The 22,084-nt window shown below is 76.5% G+C and carries 6 protein-coding genes and 1 pseudogene; 3 read left to right on the top strand and 4 right to left on the bottom strand.

Annotated elements, in window-relative coordinates; genetic code table 11:
- Window positions 1-72: 72 nt before the first annotated feature.
- The 4 genes and pseudogenes from I6A81_RS35840 to I6A81_RS35830 form a co-directional block, all read right to left on the bottom strand.
- Window positions 73-291 carry an MbtH family protein gene (locus tag I6A81_RS35840; protein ID WP_203007720.1) on the bottom strand — a complete coding sequence of 73 codons (219 nt, stop codon included), beginning with the start codon at window positions 289-291 and terminating at the stop codon, window positions 73-75.
- Between the two features lie 6 nt (window positions 292-297).
- Window positions 298-12,375 carry an amino acid adenylation domain-containing protein gene (locus I6A81_RS35835; RefSeq protein WP_456319696.1) on the bottom strand — a complete coding sequence of 4,026 codons (12,078 nt, stop codon included), beginning with the start codon at window positions 12,373-12,375 and terminating at the stop codon, window positions 298-300.
- 3 nt (window positions 12,376-12,378) lie between these two features.
- Window positions 12,379-17,097 (bottom strand): annotated as a pseudogene (locus I6A81_RS46535) (condensation domain-containing protein); the annotation flags it as partial.
- Window positions 17,098-17,267: 170 nt separating this feature from the next.
- Complete coding sequence (locus I6A81_RS35830; RefSeq protein ID WP_203004702.1) at window positions 17,268-18,263, bottom strand: iron-siderophore ABC transporter substrate-binding protein; 996 nt, start codon at window positions 18,261-18,263, stop codon at window positions 17,268-17,270.
- A gap of 407 nt (window positions 18,264-18,670) precedes the next feature.
- Between I6A81_RS35830 and I6A81_RS35825 the strand changes: the two genes are divergently transcribed.
- The 3 genes from I6A81_RS35825 (at window position 18,671) to I6A81_RS35815 (ending at window position 21,794) form a co-directional block, all read left to right on the top strand.
- A complete protein-coding gene (locus I6A81_RS35825; RefSeq protein WP_407661435.1) occupies window positions 18,671-19,657 on the top strand; it encodes a FecCD family ABC transporter permease in 987 nt (328 codons plus the stop codon).
- Window positions 19,658-19,700: 43 nt separating this feature from the next.
- Window positions 19,701-20,825, top strand: a complete 1,125-nt coding sequence (locus I6A81_RS35820) for a FecCD family ABC transporter permease (protein WP_203004701.1) — start codon at window positions 19,701-19,703, stop codon at window positions 20,823-20,825.
- A gap of 123 nt (window positions 20,826-20,948) precedes the next feature.
- Window positions 20,949-21,794 carry an ABC transporter ATP-binding protein gene (locus tag I6A81_RS35815; protein ID WP_203004705.1) on the top strand — a complete coding sequence of 282 codons (846 nt, stop codon included), beginning with the start codon at window positions 20,949-20,951 and terminating at the stop codon, window positions 21,792-21,794.
- The last annotated feature ends 290 nt before the right edge of the window (window positions 21,795-22,084 follow it).

Raw genomic sequence — 22,084 nt, 5'->3', positions numbered from 1 at the left:
GGGGGCGGGGCGGGGGGGGGCGCCGCGCGGGGCGCCCCGGCCCGCCCCCCCGGGCCGGGGACCGCGCGGGCCTCAGGGCCGCTGGTCGGTCGCGGTGACGAGGGAGCGGGGACGCAGGTCGGTCCAGTTGGCCTCGACGTAGTCGAGGGCCTCCTGGCGCGGGCCGGGGCCGAACACGGTGGACCAGCCGGCGGGGACCTGGGCGAACGACGGCCACAGGGAGTGCTGGCCCTCGTCGTTGACCAGCACCAGGAAGGTGCCGTCCGGGTCGTCGAACGGGTTGGTGGACATCGCTGATCAGGCGCCCTTCTCGTGGGGGTGGTCGCTGGTCGCGGGCGCGTCCAGCGCGGACAGCGGGCGGGCCGGCTCGGCGAGGGCCGCGGCGAGCAGGGCCAGCAGGTCGGCGGCCAGGCCCTCGACGGTCCGCCGGTCGAACAGGTCCGGGTCGTAGGCCAGGTGGCAGTGGACCGGCCGGTCGGCGCGCGGCTCGTAGAAGCCGAACACCAGGTCGGCGCGGGAGACCGGCACCGGGAACGGCTGGAACCCGAACTCCCGCGCCACCGCCGGCACGGTCGTCCCTGGTGAGCCTCCATCCCCGCGAGGCGCGCCCGAGCCCGCGCCGGCGCGGGCCGGCGTCGCGGCGGTCTCCCGCCCCGCCGGCGAGGCCGGGGCGGCCTCGCCGAGCGCCGCGAGCGGGGCCTCCTCGTGGTGAATGATCACAATCTGCGGCCGGGTCATGGACGGGCCCGTCGCGACGCCGTGGGCGGCGAGATCCGCGAGGACCAGGTCGAACGGGACGTCCTGGCGGTCGAAGGCGTCCAGGTCGGTCTCGCGGACCCGGGCGAGCAGCTCGCCGAACGTCGGGTCACCGCTGGTGTCGGTGCGCAGCAGGACCGTGTTGAACAGGCAGCCGACGACGTCGCCGAGCGCGTCCTCGGTCCGACCGGCGACCATCGTCGCGATCGGCAGGTCGGTGCCCGCGCCGCGCGCGGTCAGCAGCGCGGCGAACGCGGCCTGCAGCACCATGAACATGCTGGCGCCGTTGCGGCGAGCCAGCCGGTCGACGGCCCGGTGCAGCTCCGGATCCAGCACGATCTCGACGAAGTCGCCCTCGCCCGTCGCGGCTCCCCGGCGTGGCCGGTCGAACGGCAGGGGGACCTCCGCGGGCAGGCCCGCGAGCGCGTCCCGCCAGTAGGCCAGTTGACGGCCGGCGGCGCTGGCCGGATCCGCCGGGTCGCCGAGCACCTCGCCGGCCCAGGCGGCGTAGTCGCCGTAGCCGACGGGCAGCGGCTCGAAGCCGGGCTCGGCGCCGGCCAGCTGGGCCGCGTACGCGACGCCCAGGTCCCGGGCGAGCGGGACGACCGACCACTCGTCGACGGCGAGGTAGTGGACGGCGAGCAGCAGCGCCTGGTCGCCGGCACCGTCCTCGAGCAGCCAGGCCCGCAGAGGCGGGGCCACCGCGAGCTCCGGCCGGGTACGGACGAGCTCGCCGACACGCGCGTCGACGCCGCCGGGGGGCACCTCGACCCGCTCGGGCAGCGTGCTCGGCGCCGGGGCGTCGAGCAGGCGTCGGTAGGCGACGCCGCCGCGCTCCTCGACGACGGTGCGCAGCGGCTCGTGGCGCGCCGCGACGTCGCGCAGCGCGGCGGCGAGCGCCCGCTCATCCAGCGCGTCTCCGCCGGCCGGGCGCAGCACGAGCGCGACGTCGTAGCGCGCGGTGTCGCCGGCCGCCCGGTAGCGCGACCACTGGTGGCGCTGGACGGGCGCCAGCGGCCAGGCCCCGCTCTCAGGCGTGCCGCCCTGGCCGACGGCGCCCCGCGCCGAGAGCGCCCGCGCGGCGGCGCGGCGGCGCTCGGTGAACTCCAGCAACGCCGGGCGGGCCGCGCCGGCGCCCGTGAGCCGCTCGGCGAGCTCGGCGACCGTCGGCGCCTCGAAGACGTCGCGGATCGCCAGGTCGACGCCGAGGACGGCCCGGATCCGGCCGAGCAGGCGCATCGAGAGTATCGAGTGCCCGCCCAGCTCGAAGAAGTCGTCGTGAATCCCGACCTGGGCCGCTCCCCCGGCCGGGGCCGTGTGGGCGAGGCCGAGCACCTCGGCGAACAGGGTGGCCAGAGTCCGCTGCGCGGGCGTGGTCGCCGCGTCGCGGCCAACCGCGCCGGCCAGGTCTGGCGCGGGAAGCGCCCGGTGGTCCAGCTTGCCGTTCGGGGTGAGCGGCAGCGGCCCGGGCAGCGTGACCAGCGCGGACGGGACCATGTAGTCGGGCAGCACCTCGGCGGCCAGCGCCCGTACCTCGCCGTGGTCAGGCGGGCCGTCCGCGCCGTCCGCGACCGTCAGGTAGCCGACGAGGCGGGCCAGGTCACCGGGACGCGGGGTTCCTGCCGGATCCGGGGTCCCCGCCGGATCGCCGGAGCTTGCGGAGTCGATCTGGGAGGTCCGGACGACCGCGGCGGCCTGGCCGACCCGTGGGTGCCTCGTCAGCGCCGCCGCGACCTCGCCCAGCTCGATCCGGTAGCCGCGGATCTTGACCTGGTCGTCGAGGCGGCCGAGGAAGTCCAGCACGACCGGGCCGCCGGGGCCCAGGTCGCCGGGGCGGACGCGGGCCCGGTCGCCGGTCCGGTACATCCGGGAGCCGGGCGGGCCGAACGGGTCGGGGACGAACCGGGACGCGGTCAGCCCCGGCTGGCCGAGGTAACCGCGGGCGAGCCCCCGCCCCCCGACGTAGAGCTCACCGACGACCCCCGGGGGCACCGGCCGCAGCCGGTCGTCGAGCACGTAGGTGACGGTGTTCGGGTCCGGCTGGCCGATCGGGACGGGCCCCGCGGACCAGTCGTACCGGGGCCGCCACAGCGTCGAGTTCACCGACGCCTCGGTGAGCCCATAGGCGGCGAAGACCCGCAGGTGACCGTTCCAGCGGACGATCACCTCGGGTGGCACGGTCTCGGTGCCGACCAGCAGGGTCGCCCCCCGGGGCAGCTCGGCGTCCGCGGGCAGGGCGGCGACCAGCGACGGCGGCAGGATCAGGTGGGTGACCCGGGTCCGGCGCACGAAGTCGGTGAGCTCGCCCCCGGGCACCCGCGCCTCGTCGGGGACGAGCACGAGCGCCCCGCCGACGCACAGCGACATCACCAGGTCCCACACGGCGACGTCGAAGCCGATCGACGCGAACTGCAGGACGCGGCTGTGCCGGGTGACGCCGAGCCGGTCGCGGTCGGTGGCCGTCGCGACGAGGCTGCCGACGCCGTCGTGCGGGACGACGACGCCCTTCGGCCGCCCCGTCGAGCCGGACGTGTAGATCACGTAGGCGGCGTTCGCGAGCCCGACCGGGACCGGCGCGGTCTCCGCCGGTCCGGTTGGTCCGGCGAGCTCCGCCACGACGGCCGGGTCGTCGAGGTCGAGGCGGCCAGCGCCGCCGAGCGGCGGCAGCGTGGCGGCCGTGGTCGCCACGACGAGCGCGGCGCCCGAGTCGCGGACCATGTAGGCGACCCGGTCGGCCGGGTGGGCGAGGTCGAGCGGCAGGAACGCGGCGCCGCGGCGCAGCACCGCGAGGACCGTCGCGACCAGGTCCGCCGAGCGGGACAGGGCGACGCCGACGACGTCCTCGCGCCCGACGCCACGCCGGGCCAGCAGCGCGGCGATCCTGCCCGCCCGCTCGTCGAGCTCGGCGTAGGTGACCTCCCGGTCGCCGTCACCCCCGTCGACGACGGCGACGGCGTCCGGCCACTCGGCGACGCGGCGGGCGAACAGCTCCGGCAGCGTCGCCTCGTCGACGGGCACCGCGTTCGCGTAGCCGGACAGCGCCCGGTGGCGCTCGGCGTCGCTCATCAGCTCGACCTCGCCGACCCGCGCCGCCGGGGTCGCGGCGGCCGCGTCGGCGAGCCGGACCAGCCGGTCGAGCAGCAGCCGGGCGCTCGCGTACTCGAACAGGTCCACGCGGTACTTCAGCCGCAGGGTCATCTCGCCGGTCGGGCCCTCGACGAGGCCGAAGACGAGGTCGAACTTGGACTCGCCCGGCGGGGGCTCCTCCAGGCTCGCGGCCAGGCCGCCGAACTCGAAGCCGCCGCGGCGGTTCACGCCGGGCAGCCCGGCCGGCGCGGCCCGGTGGACGACCATCACCTGGAACAGCGGGTTGCGCGCCGCGGAGCGGACGGGGTTGAGCTCGTCCACGACCAGGTCGAACGGCACGTCCTGGTGGGCGAACGCGGCCAGGTCCGTCTCGCGCACCCGGGCGAGCAGCTCGGTGAACGTCGGGTCGCCGGACAGGTCGGTCCGCAGCACCAGCGTGTTGACGAAGAAGCCGACCAGGTTGTCGAGCGCCGGGTCGGACCGGCCGGCGACCGGGGCGCCCAGCGGGATGTCGTCACCCGCGCCGACGCGGTGCAGCAGGGCCCCGACCAGTGCCTGGGTGACCATGAACAGGCTGGTCCCGGTCGCCCTGGCGAGCTCGCGCAGCCCGCGCCCCGTGGCGGCGGGCAGCGTCACCTGTGCCGTGTCACCGCGCAGGCTCGGCCGGGCGGGGCGCGGCCGGTCGGCCGGCAGGGTGATCTCCTCGGGCAGCCCGCGCAGCGCCTCGCGCCAGAAGTCCAGCTGGCGGCGGGCGAGGCTCGCCGGGTCGGACCGGTCGCCGAGCAGCCGGCGCTGCCAGAGGGCGTAGTCGGCGTACTGGACGGGCAGCGGCGCGAGCTCCGGAGCGGCCTCGTCGGCCCGGCCGGCGGCGCCGCCCGCGGTGTGCCGGCCGTACGAGGTCGTGAGGTCGGCGAGCAGCGGCAGGTCGGACCACTCGTCGATGGCGATGTGGTGCGCGACGAGGGCGAGCAGCTCGTGCTCGTGGTCGAGCCGGAAGACGGCGGCCCGCAGCGGCGGCTCGGTGGCCAGGTCGAAGGGGCGCTCGGCCACCCGGCGGATCGCCGACGTCATGCCCGGCCCGCTCGCCCCGTCCTGCTGCGCGAGGTCGGTCATGTCGAGCCACTCGATCGCGGGCGGCGCGGCGGAGGGCAGGATCCGCTGGTACGGACGCCCGTCGACGACCTCGATGACGGTCCGCAGGACCTCGTGCTTCGTGATCACGTCCGTCAGCGCCTGGCGCAGCGCGGCCGGGTCCAGGCCACCGAAGACGTTCAGGAGCAGGGGGTAGTTGTACGCGCCCGACTCGGGTGTCATCGCCTGCGCGAGCCACAGCCGGCGCTGCGCGTACGACAGCGGCGGCCGCGCCGGCCGGTCGCCCGGCGCGAGGGCCACCAGCTCGGGGCGGTGCGCCGGCGGCTCGCCACCAGCGCGCACGGCGAGCGCGGCGGCGGTCGGCGCCTCGAACAGGTCCCGCAGCGACAGGTCGACGCCGAGGGCGCGCCGGGCGCGGCTGACCAGCCGGATCGCGAGCAGCGAGTGGCCGCCGGCGTCGAAGAAGCTGTCGTCGACGCCGAGGTCGGGCACCCCGAGCAGTTCGCCGAACAGCCCGAGCAGCACCTTCTCCTGCTCGCTCGCCGCCGGCCGTGACGGCCCGCGCCGGCCCGCCGGGCGCGCGGCGTCGGGCAGCGCCCGGACGTCCAGCTTGCCGTTGGTCGTCAGCGGCAGCGCGTCGAGCACGACGAAGCCGCTCGGCACCATGTACGGCGGCAGCCGGTCGGCCAGGTAGCGGCGCAGCGCGTCGGCGAAGGCCTCCGGGTCGTCCGCGGCGCCGTCATCGACGGCCTCGACGGCCGTGGCGGCCGTGGCGACGACGTAGGCGACGAGGCGCGCCGAGGCGGCGGTACCAGCACCGGCAGCGGGGGCATGGCCGGCGGGGTCAGAGCCAAAGGAGGCGCCGGTGCTGGTACCGCCGCCGGCCGGGCTGACGATCACCGCCGCGTGCGCGACGGCCGGGTGGGCCGCCAGCACCGCGGTGATCTCGCCGAGCTCGACCCGGTAGCCCCGGATCTTGACCTGGTCGTCGGTGCGGCCCAGGAAGTCGAGGTTGCCGTCGGGACGGCGGCGCACGAGGTCGCCGGTGCGGTACATCCGGGCGCCCCGGCCGGGGGGAACGCCACCGGGCTCCTCGGGCGCGCCTTCGGCGGCCCCGGCTGCCGGCGCGCCGAACGGGCTGGCGACGAACGGGTTGGCGACGAAGCGGGACGCGGTCAGCCCCGCCTGGCCGAGGTAGCCGCGGGCGAGGCCCGCGCCGCTGATGTACAGCTCGCCGGGGACGCCGACGGGAACCGGGCGCAGCCAGCCGTCGAGGACGTGGGCGTCGGTGTTCCAGATCGGCCGGCCGACGGTCGGGGTGTCGCTGTCGAGCGTGCCGCCGCCGAGGGTGTTGATCGTGTACTCGGTCGGGCCGTAGAGGTTGTAGCCAACGGTGCCGTCGGTGTCGCGCAGCCGCTCCCAGACGGCGTCGGACACGGCCTCGCCGCCCAGCAGCACCAGCGGCGGCCGGTGCCGCCGCCCGCCGCCCGACGGCCCGTCCGCGGTCCCTCCCGGGTCGGCCTCGCCGGCTCCGGAGGCCAGGAGCAGCCCCTCGTCGAAGAGCACCTGCGCGTACGACGGGGTCACGTTGACGACGTCGATCCGGTGCGTGTCGCAGTAGGCGACCAGGGCGGTCGCGTCGCGGCGCAGCTCCTCGTCGCAGATGTGCACCTCGTGGCCCTCGACGAGCCAGAGCAGCTCCTCCCAGGACATGTCGAACGCGAACGACACCGTGTGCGCGATCCGCAGCCGGCGCCCGCCCGCCGCCGGGGTCCCTGCCGGATCCGGGGTCCCTGCCGGATCCGGGGTCCCTGCCGGATCGACGGAGCTTGCGGAGTCGATCTGGGAGGTCTGGGAGCTTGCGGAGTCGATCTGGGAGGTCCGCACCACCGGGCCGAAGATCGCCTCGCGGTGGTTGAGCTGCATGTTCGTCAGGCCCCGGTACGGGGTGACGACGCCCTTGGGCCGGCCGGTCGACCCGGACGTGTAGATCACATAGGCCGGGTGGTCGAGCCGGTGCGCGAGCCCGCGGGCGAAGGCCGGCCGCTCGGCGTCGCCGAGGCGCCCGGCGGGCAGCGCGGCCAGCTCGGCGACGACGGCCGGGCCGTCGAGGGTGATCCGGGTGTCCTCGGGCAGGCCGAGGCGGGTGGCGACGGCGGCCGTGGTGACGACCCAGCGGGCGGCGGCGTCGTCGACCATGTACCGCAGCCGGTCGGCCGGATGGTCGAGTTCCAGGGGCAGGTAGCCGGCGCCGGTGCGCAGCACGGCGAACAGCGCGACCACCATGTCGACGGAACGCCCCAGCGCGAGCGCGACGACGCTCTCGGGGCCAGCGCCCCTGGCGAGCAGCAGCCGCGCCAGCCGGTTGATCCGGGCGTCGAGCTCGGCGTAGGTGACGCGCTCGTCGCCGAGTACCAGCGCCACCAGGCCCGGGGTGGCCTCGGCCCGCTCGGCGAGCAGGTCGGCCACCGTGTCGTCGGGCAGCGGGTGGCGGGTCGCCGCCGCGTCGGCGGCCAGCCGCCGGCGCTCGAGCTCACCGAGCCCGCCGAACGGGTCGGGACGTGCCGCCTCGGCCCCGCCGGGCGCCTCGTCTCGGCCGCTCCCGCCGAGCGGGTCGGCTCCGCCGCCCGGCTCCCCCGCGCGGTCGAGCTGGCCCGCCTGGCCGACCTGGGCGACCGGCGTGGTGAGGTCGGCGAGCAGCCGGTCGAGCAGCGCGACGAACCGGGACAGCAGCTCGTCACCCGTCTGGACGGCGACGATGTCGTCGCGCACGTCGAGGGCGACCCGGATCGCCGGAGTCGGGGTGACGATCAGCGTCAGGGGATAGTGGGTCGCGTCGATGCTGGAGTCGTCGAGGATGCCGTAGCGGTCGCGGAAGAACGCGAACGCCTCCTCGTCGGCGAAGTTCTGCAGAACGTAGAGCGTGTCGAACAGCTGGCCCCGGCCGACGGCCTGCTGGATCGCGCCCAGTCCCAGGTACTCGTGGTCCATCAGCCGGGTCCGCTCGGCCTGGACGCGGCGCAGCAACGCCCCGACCTGCTCGCGCGGATCCAGCGCGACCCGCACCGGCACGGTGTTGAGGAACATGCCGACGGCGCGCTCGATGTTCGGGATCTCGTCGGGCCGGCCGGCCACCGTGGTGCCGAACACGACGTCGGGCGAGCCGGTGACGGCCGACAGCACCAGCGACCAGGCCGCGTTGAGGACCGTGTTGAGCGTGACCCCCGCGCGGCGGGCCCCGGCGCGCAGCCGGTCGCTGCGCTCGGCGGACAGCTCGACGCGGCGGCGGACCGGCAGCCGGGGCGCGCGCCGCTCGGCCGAGCCGACCAGCGCCGGCGCGTCGAACCCGGCGAACGCCGCCCGCCAGGCCCGCGCGGCCTCGCCGGCGTCGCGGCCACGCAGCCAGCCGAGGTAGTCGCGGTAGGAGCCGGCGGGCGCCAGGTCCGTGTCGTCGCCGCCGGACTCGTAGAGGGCGAACAGCTGGCCGAGGACGAGGCCCTCCGACCAGCCGTCCCAGAGCAGGAAGTGGTGGGACAGCACGATCCGGTCCCGGTCCTCGCCGAGCCGGACGAGCAGGACCCGCAGCAGCGGCGGGCGTGCGAGGTCGAACCGGCGGGTCCGGTCGGCGGCCATCAGCTCGGCCAGCGCGCGCTCCCGCGCCGCCGGGCCGAGGCCGGCGAGGTCGATCTCCTCGACCGGCGGGGGCACCTCGGCGCCGATGAACTGGACCGGCTCGGGCAGCCCGTCGCTGGTGAACCCGGCGCGCAGCGGCGCGTTGCGGGCGAGCAGCGCCGCGACCGCCGCCCGCAGCCGGGCCAGGTCGACCCGGTAGGACAGGTCGAACACGGCCTGCTCGGTGTAGACGTCGACCTCACCGCGGTCGTACGTCGAGTGGAAGAACAGGCCCTCCTGCAGCGGGGCGAGCGGCCAGATGTCCTCGACGCCCACCGGGCTCGCGGCGACGACCCGGTCCATCTCCTCCTGGGTGAGCGCCAGGTGGGCCAGGCTCGCCGGGGTGAGCCCGCCCGCGCTCGGCCCGGCCAGGCCGGTGCCGATGCCGTCGCCGATGCCGTCGCTGTCGCCGGCGGCGGGGGGCGACGACCGGGCGAACGCGCGCAGCGCCGCCAGCCACTCGTCGCCGAGCCGGCTGGCCTCGTCGTCGCTCAGCGCGGCCGGGTCCCAGGTCCAGGACGCGACGAGCCGGGGCCCGTCCGGCCACTCCTCGCAGATCACGTCGATCTGCAGCACGTGGGTGAGGCCCAGGTCCGCCCCGGGCAGGTCGTCGCCCGCGAGCGCGGCGAGCGCGTCGACCTCGACGGCCGGCGCCCAGTCGACGTCGTAGCCGGCGAGCATCCGTCCCAGGTAGTTGAACAGCACCTGGGGGCGGGCCGCCGCCGCGAGCAGCGGCGCGACCTGCGCGTTGAGGTGGCGCAGCAGGCCGTAGCCGAACCCCTTGTCCGGCGCCGCGTCCATCGCCGCGTACGTGCTGCGGACGGCGGCCACCGGCTCGTCCGCGCCAGCCGGCAGGCGCACCGGGTGGATCGTGGTGAACCAGCCGACGGTACGAGCCAGCTCGATCGCCTCGTCGTCGATCCCGTCCCGGCCGTGCCCCTCGAGATCGACGAGCAGGTCAGCCTCCGGATCACCGAGCTCCGGCCGCGCGCCACCGGCGGCGCCGGCCTCGCCCGCGGTCACGACGACCCCGGCCCGCCATCGGGTGACAGCGAGGCGCAGCGCGGCGAGCAGCACCGCGGCGACGTTGGCCCGCGCGGCGATCGGAAGCTCGGCGAGCAGCGGGGCGGTCTCGGGCACGGACAGGCGCAGCCGGCGACGACCGGCGGACCCGACCGTCCCCGTGACGCGGGCGCCGGGAACGAGCTCGGCGTCCGGGAGCAGCGTCCGCGTCCAGTGCGTCAGCTCGCCAAGCCGCCGCGGCGCCTGCGCCTCCAGAGAGGCGGCCGTCGCGAAGGCGCGCAGCGACGTCCACACGTCCTCGAGCGCCGGCGCCTGCCCCGCGGCCACCTGGCGCGCGGCTACGCCCAGGTCCTCCAGCAGGATCCGCCAGGACACCCCGTCGACCACCAGGTGATGGGCGACGAGCAGCAGGCGGCCGGGGTGCTCCCGGCCGGCGTCGAACCAGACGGCGCGCAGCATCCGGCCGTCGTCCGGGGACAGCTCCGCCAGCGCGGCCGCGTACTCGGCCCGGACGAGCGCGGCCACCGCGTCCCCGTCCGCGCCGGCGGGCATCGGCACCCGGCGCAGCAGCTCGGCGGCGTCCACCGAGCCGGCCGGGGTCGTCGCGAACGACCAGAGCACGCCGGCGATCCGGGAGCGGCGCAGCCGCAGCCCGTCGTGCCGGTCCAGGACGGCCGACAGGACGGCGGCAAGGGACGCCTCGGTGGCGCCGGCGGGGGTCCTGACCAGCATCGGCAGCGCGAACCGGTCGGTGTCCCCGCGGCGCTCGCGCAGCTCGTGCACGATCGGCAGCGGCGGCACGTCACCGACGCCGTCGCCCGCCGGCCGAGCGGGCACGGGCGCGGGTGCCGGCCCCGTGGCGCCGGCGAGCGCCTCGGCGGGCAGCGCCGAGGCCAGCGCCGCCGGCGTGCGGTGGGTGAAGACGTCGCGCGGGCTGACCGGCAGGCCCCGCGAGCGGGCCAGGGTGGCGACGCTGATCGAGCTGATGCTGTCCCCGCCGAGGACGAAGAAGTCGTCGCCCGGCGCCACCGCGTCGAGCCGCAGCACCGAGCGGTACACGTCGGCGAGCAGCCGGGCGGCGTCCGCGACCTGGCTGCCCGTCCCCGCCGGCGCGGATCCCGCCTGCTCCTGGGCGGGCGCCGCCGGGAACGGCGGGAGGGCGGCGCGGTCCAGCTTGCCGTTCGGCATGAGCGGGAGGGCGTCGAGCGGCACCACCGCCGACGGGACCATCGGCGCCGGCAGGCGGGTGGCGACGGCGGCGAGGATGGCGGCCTGGTCGGGGGCGGCGCCAGAGGCGGGGACGACGTAGCCGACGAGGGCCGGCTCCCCGGCCGGGGACGGGCGGACGGCGGCGGCCGCGGCGGCGACCACGGGCACGGCGGCGAGGGCGGCCTCAATCTCGCCGAGCTCGACGCGGTTGCCGCGGATCTTCACCTGGTCGTCGGCGCGGCCCAGGTAGACGAGGGCGTCATCGGCGCGGCGGCGGACGAGGTCGCCGGTGCGGTACATCCGGGCGCCGGGCGCGCCGGACGGGTCGGCGACGAACCGCTCGGCGGTGAGCGCCGCCCGGCCGTGGTAGCCGCGGGCGAGCTGGACGCCGGTCAGGTACAGCTCGCCGGCGACGCCGACGGGCACCGGCCGCAGGAACGGGTCGAGTACCCGCAGCCCGGTGTTGGCCACCGGCAGCCCGATCGGCACCGACGGGCCGTCGACCTCCTGTTCGCCGTCGGGCGCGGCGGGCCACCAGGTGACGTCGACGGCGGCCTCCGTCGGCCCGTACAGGTTGACCAGCTCGGTCCCGGTCGCCCGGTGCCAGCCGCGGGCCAGGTCGGCGGGCAGCGCCTCGCCGCTGGCGAACACCCGGCGCAGCGACGGCAGCCGGACCACGCCCGGGTCGACGGCCGCGGCGCGCAGGTACGCGGACAGCATCGACGGGACGAAGTGCGCGACCGTGACCCCCTCGGCGCGCACGACCTCGGCCAGATGAGCCGGGTCGCCGTGCCCGTCGGGCCGGGCGAGCACCACCGCGGCGCCCTCGCGGGGCGCCCAGAAGAACTCCCAGACGGAGACGTCGAAGCTCGCCGGGGTCTTCTGCAGCACCCGGTCGGCGGGGCCGAGCGGGAAGGCCGCCTGCATCCAGCGCAGCCGGTTGACGATCGCCCGGTGGCTGACGACGACGCCCTTCGGCCGGCCCGTCGACCCGGAGGTGTAGATCACGTAGGCGGCGTCGCCCGGCGCCGGCCGCGCGGCGGGCAGGCTCGCGGCCGGCGCGTCCGCTGCCCGCGCGGCGGCGTCGACGAGCACCGGCTCCGGACCGCCGGGCACGGCCGGCAGCAGCGCCGCGGCGGCCGGGGTGGTGACCACCAGGCGGGCGCCCGAGTCGGCGAGCAGGTGGGTGACCCGGTCGGCCGGGTGGTCGAGGTCGACCGGCAGGTAGGCCGCGCCGGAACGCAGGACGCCGTAGAGCGCGACCATCAGCTCGGCCGAGCGGGGCACGGCGACCGCGACCACACGGTCCGGCCCGGCGCCGCGGCCACGCAGCGCGGCGGCGAGCGCGTCGGCCCGTTCGGACAGTTCCCGGTAGGTCAGCCGCGCGGGCGCGCCGTCGCCGACGGCGACGACGGCCGGCGCGTCCGGGGTCGCCGCGGCCTGGCGGTCGAACGCGTCGAGCAGGGTCTCGTCGGGCAGCGGCTCGACGGGCAGCGGCTCGACGGCCCCGGCGAGGGCGACGGAGTCGGCGGGCACCAGGTCGACCAGCCCCGCGGGCCGGTCCGGCTGGGCCGCGAGCGTGCGCAGCACGGCGGCGACCGCGTCGAGCAGGCCGCGAGCCGTGGCCTCGGGCAGCCGCGCCGGGTCGAACCGCAGCCGCAGCGTCAGCCCGCCGGAGCCGCCCTGGCCGGCCTGGCCGGTCTGGCCGCCGGGCAGGACCGTGAGTTCGAGCGGGTAGTGGCTGCCGCCGAAGAACCGGACGTCTCCGACGTCGAGCAGCGGGGCGACGCCGCCGCGGTCCCGGTTCACCGGGTAGTTCTCGAAGACGACGAGGGTGTCGAACAGGTCGCCATGCCCGGCGGCGCGCTGGACGTCGGCGAGGCCGACGTGCTGGTGCTCGACGAGGCTCAGCGCCTCCTGCTGCAGGCCGTCGACGACGTCGGCGAGGCCCTGCCCCGGCGACCAGCGCAGCCGGACCGGGATCGTGTTGACGAACAGGCCGACCATCGACTCGATGCCGTCGACGTCGGCCGTCCGGCCGGCGACCGTCGTCCCGAACAGGACGTCGCCGCGGCCGGTGAGCCGGCCGAGCACCAGGCCCCACGCGGCCTGCGCCGCGGTCGCCAGCGTCAGGCCGCGGGCGCGCAGCACGGCGGTCAGCGCCGTCGTCGTCACCCCGTCGACCGGGGCGTCGATCTCCACCGGCTCGGCGGGGGCGGCCAGCGCGGCGCCGTCGGGGCCGGCGAGTCCGGCGGCGGCGAGCAGGGTCGGCTCCGCGCCGTCGAGCGCGGCCCGCCAGGCGGCGACGGAGCCCTCGACGTCCTGCGCGGCCAGCCACTCCGCATAGGCCCGGTAGCGCGGCAGCGGCGGCAGCAGGGCGGCGGCGCCGTGCGGCGCGTAGAGGGCTAGCAGGTCCCGGATCAGCAGGGGCACCGACCAGCCGTCGGCGACCAGGTGGTGCAGGGTGAGCACCAGCTGGTGGCGCTCACCCGCGAGGCGCAGCAGGCTCGCGCGCAGCAGCGGCGGGCGGGCCAGGTCGAACCGGGCGGCCCGGTCCTCGGCGGCCGCCGCTTCGGCGGCGCCGGCCGGGTCGGGATCGGCGGACAGGTCGGCCTCGCGCCACCCGACCGGGGCGTCGGCGGCGACGAGGGCGAGCAGCTCGCCGCCCGCGCGCTGGCGGAAGGCCATGCGCAGCGGCTCGTGGCGGGCCGTCAGCGCGGTCACGGCGCCGCGCAGCGCGGCGGCGTCCATTGGGCCGACCAGCTCGACGACCTGCTGGACGGTGTAGGCGTCGGCCGCGTCCGGGTCGAACATCGCGTGGAAGTACAGGCCGCGCTGCAGTGGCGTCGCCGCCACCACGTCGGTGACCGGGAAGTCGACGAGCCCAGCGTCCGCGGGCAGACCGGCGGCCTCCCGGCCGGGGGCGGGGGCGGCGGCGGGCGCGGCGGCCGGGCTCTCGGCGGGGCCGCGCTCGTCGGCGGCCTCGGCCAGCGCCTCGACCGTGCGGTGACGGAAGACGTCGCGCGGGGTGATCCGCAGGTTGGCGCGGCGGGCCCGGTTGACGAGCTGCATCGCGACGATGCTGTCTCCGCCGAGGTCCAGGAAGCTGTCGCGCGGGCCGACCTGGTCCACGCCGAGCAGCTCGGCGAACAGGTCGGCGAGCAGCCGCTGCGTCGCCGTCACCGGGAGGGCCTCGGCCGGGACCGGTCCGGACAGCTCGGGGGCCGGCAGCGCGTCGACGTCGAGCTTGCCGTTCGGGGTGAGCGGCAGCGGCCCGTCGAGCACGACGACGGCGCTCGGCACCAGGTGCTCCGGCAGCGACGCGGCGAGCGCCGCGCGCAGCCCCTCCCCCGTCGGCGTGCCCTGCGCCGTGGCGGGGACGGCGTAGCCGACGAGCGCGAGCACGCCGCGCCGGTTGCGCCGGGCGACGACGGCCGCCGCCCCGACACCCGGCTGGCGCATCAGCGCGCCCTCGACCTCGCCCGGCTCGATCCGCAGGCCGCGGATCTTCACCTGCCGGTCGGAGCGGCCGAGGAAGTCCAGGTTGCCGTCAAGGCGCCAGCGGGCCCGGTCACCCGTGCGGTACATCCGGGAGCCCGGCGGGCCGTACGGGTCGGCGACGAACCGCTCGGCACTCAGCGCCGCCCGGCCGTGGTAACCGCGGGCGAGCCCGCGGCCGGCGACGTAGAGGTCGCCGGCGGCGCCGACGGGGACCGGCCGCAGCGCCGGGTCGAGGACGTAGGCGCGGGTGTTCGGGTCAGGCCGGCCGATCGGCGGCGGGCCGGCGGCCTCCGTCGCGCCGTCGGCGGCCCGGCCCTCGGCCATCTGGCCGCTGGCGGCCCGGCCCTCGGCGGTCTGGCCGGCACCGGTCCGGCCGCCGGCCTCCCAGCCGGCCAGCCACAGCGTCGAGTTGACCGTCGCCTCCGTGAGGCCGTAGGCGACGACCACCCGCAGCCGGCCCGACCAGCGGGCGACCAGCTCGGCGGGGACCGCCTCGGTGCCGACGACGAGGACCGCGCCGGCGGGCAGCTCGGCCCCGGCAGGCAACGCGGCGACCAGCGACGGTGGAAGGATCATGTGGGTGGCGCCGTGCGCGTGGGCGTAGTCGGTGAGCGCGGCTCCGGCCTCGCGGCGCTCGCTCGGCACCACCACGACCCGCCCGCCGACGCACAGGGCCATGACCAGGTCCCAGACCGCCACGTCGAACCCGATCGAGGCGAACTGCAGGATCCGGCTGTGCTCGTCGACCCCGAGCCGGTCGACGGCGGTGGCGATCAGGCTGCCGATGCCGTCATGGGTGACGACGACGCCCTTCGGCCGCCCCGTCGAGCCGGACGTGTAGATCACGTAGGCGGCGTGGTCGAGTCCCGGCAGCGCCCGGTGGCCCTCGCCGGCGGCGAGCGGCCCGCCGTCCTGTCCGGCCAGCTCGGCGATGACGGCCGGCGCGTCGAGCACGACCACCTCCACGGGCCTCCCGGCGAGACCGGGGAGGTCGGAGAGGTCGGGGAGGTCGGCCGCCAGGTCGGCGACGGTGAGGACGGCGCGGGCGCCGGCGTCCTCGATCATGTAGAGGAGCCGCTCGGCCGGGTGGTCCAGGTCGAGCGGCAGGTAGGCGGCGCCGGCCTTCAGGACGCCGAGCACCGCGGTGACCAGCCCCGCCCGGCGGGGCAGCCCGAGCGCGACGACGTCGCCGGCGCCGATCCCGCGGGCGAGCAGCGCCCGGGCCAGCCGGTTCGCCGCGGCGTCGAGCTCGGCGTAGGTGAGCCGCTCGTCCTCGCACACGACGGCGACGGCGTCCGGGCGGCGGGCGGCCTGGTGCTCGAACGCGCCCGGCCAGGTCACGTCCCCCGCGCCCAGGGCGGCCTCCCGCTCCGGGTCCAGGGTCGCGTCCGAGAAGTCGACGAGCAGTTGGTGCCGCTCCTCGGCGGTGAGCAGGTCGAGGTCGCAGATCCGCCGGTCAGGGTCGGCGGCGAGCGCGTCGAGCGTGGCGGCCAGCCGGCGCCGGTGGCCCTCGAGCTCCTCGGGGGCGCAGGCGGCTGCGTCGACGTCCAGGTCGAAGCGCAGCCCGACGTCGTCGGGCTGATCGTAGATGGCGATCGACAGGTCGTGCACCGGCCCGAACGAGAGCACCACGCCGACCGAGGGGCAGTCGCCGAAGGTGCGGCCCGGGTCGTGCGGCAGGATGTTGACCGTCGGCCCGGCCAGCCCGGCCAGCCCGGTCACCCCGTCACCAAGTCTGAGCTCGCGGGCCAGGTCCTCGCCGCGGTAGCGGGAACGGGGCAGCACCTGGCGCAGCTCCCCGGCGACCGCCCTGACCAGCTCGGCCGCGGTGGTCTCGGGGCGCACGGTCACCCGCAGCGGCAGGACGTTCGACGCCATCCCCGGCATGACCAGCAGCCGCTCGTCGACGCGCGCCGTCACCGGCAGCGCGAGCACGATCTCGGTGGCGCCGGTGACCCGGTGGACGTAGGCGGCCACGGCGGCGACGGCGAGCCGCGACAGCCGCACCCCCATCCGGCCGGCCGCCGCGCGCAGCGCGATCGTGTGCTCGGAGGTGAGGACGGCGCTGCGCCGGTCGATCCGGGTGGGCGGCAGCCCGGTCGGCTCGACGAGGCGGGTGGGTTCCGGGCGGTCGGCGAACCTGGCGAGCCACCACGCGCGGTCGGCGGCATGTGCCTCGGAGGCGCGGTACTCGGCGTCGATCGCGGTGAACGTCGACAGGCTCCACATGCCGCCCGGCTCGTCGGCCGGGGCGGTCGCGCCTGGCAGGCTCGCGTTGTAGAGGTTCGCGACGTGCACGCCCATCACGCCGAAGCCGTAGCCGTCGAGCAGGATGTGGTGGTAGCGGTGATACCAGAGGGTGTGGTCGTCGCTGACCCGCAGGAGCCGCTGGGCGAACAGGCCCGGGCGCGCCAGGTCCATCCGGGCCGTCATGTCGGCCCGGATCCACGCGAGCGCGGCCGCGGTCGGGTCGGGCTCGCCGCGCAGGTCCGTCACCGGCACGGTCCACCGCTCCAGCGGCTCGGTCACCTGGACCGGCTGGCCGTCGACCTCCTCGAACCGGACGTGCAGCACGCGGGCGTCGGCGACGGCTTGTTCGATCGCGGCGGCCAGCCGGTCGAGGTCGACCTGGCCCTGGATGTCCATGTAGCCGGCGATCGTGAAGGCGAGGCTGTCCGGCTCGAACTGCTGCGCGCGCCAGATCCCGGCCTGCGCAGCCGTCAGCGGCAGCCTGGTGCCCGCGGCCTCAGCGGTCATGTCTGCATCTGCTCCCGTTGACCGGGCCGGCGGCGACGACGGTCCGGGTTCTGCGGGCTGGCCTGGGAGGCGAGCCGGCGGTTCGGTCGGCGGACAGCGGGCGGTGGGCCCTGGAGGAAGGCGGTCCTGGCCGCCCGGGCGCGTACGCCCGGGCGCCGTGCCCGGGGCGCTCAGGCGACCAGGCGCGGGACGATCTGGTCGACGGCCCACGGGATGCTCAGCACGGTGCCGAACGAGAGCGCGCCGCCGATCGGGACCGGCCGTCCGTAGGGCAGGAACACGGCGCGGTCCTCCCGGGCGACGGCGAGCCGCTGGTAGACCGGGTCGGCCTTGATCCGTCCCTCGACGGTGTCGTCGCCGACCAGCCAGACGAGCCGGTCGGCGTCGACCAGGTCGAGGCGCTCCGCGCTGATGGGGACGGAGAACTTGCCGTCGGCGAGCGCGCCGATCTCGTCGGGCACCTGGAAGCCGAGGCCGGCCAGGATGATCGACTTGGGGTCGGTCGGCGAGAAGACCGAGTAGGTGCCCGGCGCGGTGCTGTCCGCGACGGCCACCGTCTGGCCGGCGAACTCGGGGTGCGCGGCCCGCGCGTCGGCGAGGTGCTTCTCCACCCCGGCGATCAGCTCCTTGGCCTTCGCGGGCTGACCGAGCGCCTCGCCCACCATCGTGGTCATCACGGTCCAGGGAGCGCCGTAGTCGTCGTAGTCCTTCGGCTGGGCGACGACCGGCGCGATCCGCGACAGCGTCTTGTACTGCTGCTCGCTCATCCCCGTGTACAGCGCGATGATCAGGTCGGGCCGCAGCCTGGCGATCTTCTCGACGTTGAAGTCCTCGCGCTGACCGACGATCTCCGGGCGGGCGTCGCCCCACAGCTTGTCGGTCCACGGCCAGATGCCGTAGGGCCGCTCGCCGTACCAGTCGATCGCGCCCACCGGCCGGACGCCGAACGCGAGCACCGGCTCGTGATCGGACAGGCCGAGGGTGACGACCCGCTGGGGTGCCTCGTCGAGCTCCGTGCCGCCGTACTTGTGCTCGATCGTGACCGGGAACGCGCCGGGCTCGGCCGTGGCCGTCGCGCCCGCCACGCCCGTGCCGCCGCCGGCCGTCGCGCCTCCCCCGCCGCCGCCCCCGCAGGCGGCCAGCAGCAGCGCGCCCACAAGTGCCACCGGCGCCACCAGCCGCGCCACACGGCCGGCGGGCCGGGCGCCTGCCCGCCGTCCAGCTCCCCGACGCCGACGACGCGGCCCGGCGGATGAGACGGCCTCGGTCATCGTAGGCATCGGCTCCTCTTCGGCAATCATGGGCTTCGGCGATCCCGGACCGCGGGAAGCACGGTTCGTGCGAATCAATGCTGGTTAGCCTAAGTTAAGCGACCGATGACGGATCGGTCCTGGCCAGGGCGGATTGTGGAGATCAGTTGAGTGGGCAGGCGGCGGCCGACGCAACGCGCGCCGTTTCGACGGCGTCCGCGACGGCGTTCGCGGCGGCATCAGCGGCGGGCCGTGAGCGGGACGCGCCGGCCACACGCGCCCGCGCGGGCGTCGCCGGCCCCGGACGGTCGCGGACCGCGCGGCTGACGGGGCTGCTGGTGGCCACGGTCCTGGCGCTGGCGTTCCTGTGCCTGCTGTCGATCGCCTACGGGACGCGCTCCATCCCGCTCGGCGACGTCGCGCGGGCGCTCGTCGACCGGGGCGACGGCGAGGTCGACGCGATCGTGTGGGACGTGCGGATCCCGCGTACCGCGCTCGGCCTGCTCGCCGGCGCGGCGCTGGGCCTCGCGGGCGCCGTGATGCAGGGCCTGACGCGCAACCCGCTCGCCGACCCGGGCCTGCTCGGCGTCTCCGCCGGCGCCGGGTTCGCCACCGTCGTCGCCGTCGCGTTCCTCGGCGTCAGCTCGCTCTACGGCTACATCTGGTTCACCTTCGCCGGCGCGCTCGTCGCGAGCGTCGTCGTCTACCTGCTCGGCGGGACCGGCGGCGGCGGGTCGACGCCGGCGAAGCTCGCGCTGGCGGGTGTGGCGCTCACCGCCCTGCTGAACTCGCTGTCCAGTGGCATCGTGCTCGTCGACGCCGAGGCCCTCGACCGCTACCGGTTCTGGGCCGTCGGCTCGCTCGCCGGCCAGGACGCCGACGTCCTGTGGCAGGTGCTGCCGTTCTTCCTCGTCGGCGTGGGGCTCGCGCTCGGGCTCGCGCCGGCGATGAACAGCCTGATGCTCGGCGACGACGTCGCCGCGGCGCTGGGACGCCGCCCCCGGCTGACGCGGGTGACCGGCGCGGTGGCCGTCACCCTGCTGACCGGCGCGGCCGTCGCGGTCGCCGGCCCGATCGTGTTCATCGGCCTGCTCGTCCCGCATGTGGCGCGCCTGCTGGTCGGGCCGGACAACCGCTGGCTGCTGCCGTTCTCGATGACGCTGGCGCCCTGCCTGCTGCTCGGCGCCGACGTGCTCGGCCGGGTGGTCGCCCGTCCCCAGGAGGTGCAGGTCGGGGTGATCGCCGCAGCGCTCGGCGCGCCGTTCTTCATCGTCCTCATCCGGCGCCGCCGGCTCGCGGAGCTGTCGTGAGCGTGGGAGCGAGCACGCGCCGGAACGAACCCGAGGCTCGACGATGACGGCGGCCCAGACCATCCCGCCGGCGTCGGCGGCCGCCACGACGACGACGGCCACGCCGGCCCACCCGGTCGGCCGGCTCGGCGGCCGGACGACGTTCCGGCTACGCCGCCCACCGGTCTCCGGGGTCCTGCGCGGCCGCCTCGTCGCGGTGTGCGCCGCGCTCGCCGCGCTGACGTTCGCGGCGCTGTGCGGGGACGTGATGATCGGCGACTTCGGCCTCGGGGTCGGCGAGGTCCTCGGCGGGATCTTCGGCACCGGGAGCCCGGACGCGGTGTTCATCGTCCAGGACCTGCGGCTGCCCCGGGTGCTCGTCGGCCTGCTCGTCGGGATCGCGTTCGGAATCGGGGGCGCGCTGCTGCAGACCATCACCCGCAACCCGCTGGCCAGCCCCGACACGATCGGCATCACCGCCGGCGGGACGACCGCCGTCGTCGCCGGCATCGTGCTGGGCCTCGAGTCGCCGGCCGGGGCGCTCGGGCTCTCGCTCGCCGGCGCGGTCGCCACCGCGCTCGCGATCTACCTGCTGGCCTGGAAGGGCGGCACCACCGGGTACCGGATCGTGCTCGTCGGCGTCGCCGTGTCATGGATCTGCGCGAGCCTCACCCAGTTCCTGCTGGCCAGGGCGAACGTCTACCAGGCGCAGGAGGCGGTCGGCTGGCTGGTCGGCAACATCAACGGGCGGGGCTGGGAGAACGTCGTCCCGCTCGCCGTGGCGATGGCGGTGCTGGTGCCGCCGGTCCTGGCCCTGCACCGGTGGGCCCAGGCACTGCAGCTCGGCGACGACCTCGCCCGCGGGATCGGCGTCCCGGTGCACGCGGCGCGCCTCGTGCTGCTGCTGGCCGGCGTCTGCCTGGTCGCGTTCGCCGCGGCGGCGGCCGGCCCGGTCGCGTTCGTCTCGCTCGCCGCCCCGCAGATCGCGCAGCGCCTGGCCGGACTCGCCTGGCCTCCGCTGGTGGCCTCGGCGCTCACCGGCGCGCTGATGGTGCTGGCCAGCGACGTCGTCGCGCGCACGATCGTGCCGGACACGGAGCTGCCGGTCGGCGTCGTCACCGGCGTGCTGGGCGCGCCCTTCCTCTTCTGGCTGCTCACCCGCGCCAACCGCATCGGCACCGGAGGCTGACGACCGACCATGGCGACCGAAACGACCGCCGAGACGACCGCCGCCGCCGCGACCGCCCCCAGGACGGCCACCTCCGACGCGGCCACCTCCGACGCGGTCGCCTCCGCCCCGGCGGTGACCGACATGACCGGTCGGGCCGCCGCGGGCACCGACGGCCTGCCAGAGCTCGCGGCCAGCGGGCTGCGGCTCGGATACGACGACCGGGTCGTGGTCGACGGGCTCGACCTGGTGGTCCCGCCGGGCCGGATCAGCGTCATCGTCGGCGCGAACGCCTGCGGCAAGTCGACCCTGCTGCGCGCGCTCGGCCGGCTGCTGAACCCCCGGGCGGGCACGGTCACCCTCGACGGGAAGGCCATCCGGTCGATGCCGACGCGGCAGGTGGCCCGCCGGCTCGGCATCCTGCCGCAGTCGCCCGTCGCCCCCGAGGGGCTCACCGTCATCGACCTGGTCGGCCGGGGCCGCTCACCGCACCAGACCTGGTGGCGGCAGTGGTCGCGGGCCGACGAGGAGGCGGTCACCGACGCGCTGCGGGCCACCAACATGCTGGAGCACGCCGACCGCGCGGTCGACGAGCTGTCCGGCGGGCAGCGCCAGCGGGCCTGGATCTCGATGGCGGTCGCGCAGCGCACCCCGCTGCTGCTGCTCGACGAGCCGACGACGTTCCTCGACCTGGCCCACCAGATCGACGTCCTCGACCTCATCGTCGACCTGAACCGCCGCGAGGCGCTGACCGTCGTCATGGTCCTGCACGACGTCAACCAGGCCTGCCGCTACGCCGACCACCTGATCGCGATGAAGGACGGCCGCATCGTCGCCCAGGGCCCGCCCACCGCGGTCCTCACCGCCGAGTTGGTCGAGCAGGTCTTCGACCTGCGCTGCCAGGTCCACCCGGACCCCGTCACCGCCACCCCCATGGTCATCCCCATCGGCCGCCACCACGCCACCGAGCCGAACCAACAAAATTCATGATCACCAGATACTTGCGGAACCCGTCAGGCGCCCAGCGTCGTACCGCACTGTTTTCGCAGGCACATCGCGATCACCCCCGGCGGCGTCCTCCGTTCCACTGCCGACTCCTCCGGGGCTGAAGGCCGGACCGGCACGCTGGGACCCGGCTCCGTGATGGCCGGTATCGCGCACCGACCAGTCTTATGTCAGGTCTCCGCGCCCTTCCGGGGATGGCGTAGGGGGCGTCGGCTGATGCCGACCGCAGTGGCCTAAACTCCCCGTTTGACGCGAAGCTGACGAGGTCCGGCCGC

It is taken from the genome of Frankia nepalensis (assembly GCF_016786325.1).
Classification (GTDB): domain Bacteria; phylum Actinomycetota; class Actinomycetes; order Frankiales; family Frankiaceae; genus Pseudofrankia; species Pseudofrankia nepalensis.
Note: the sequence above shows the minus strand (reverse complement) of the source record. Positions and strands in the feature narration are given on the sequence as shown.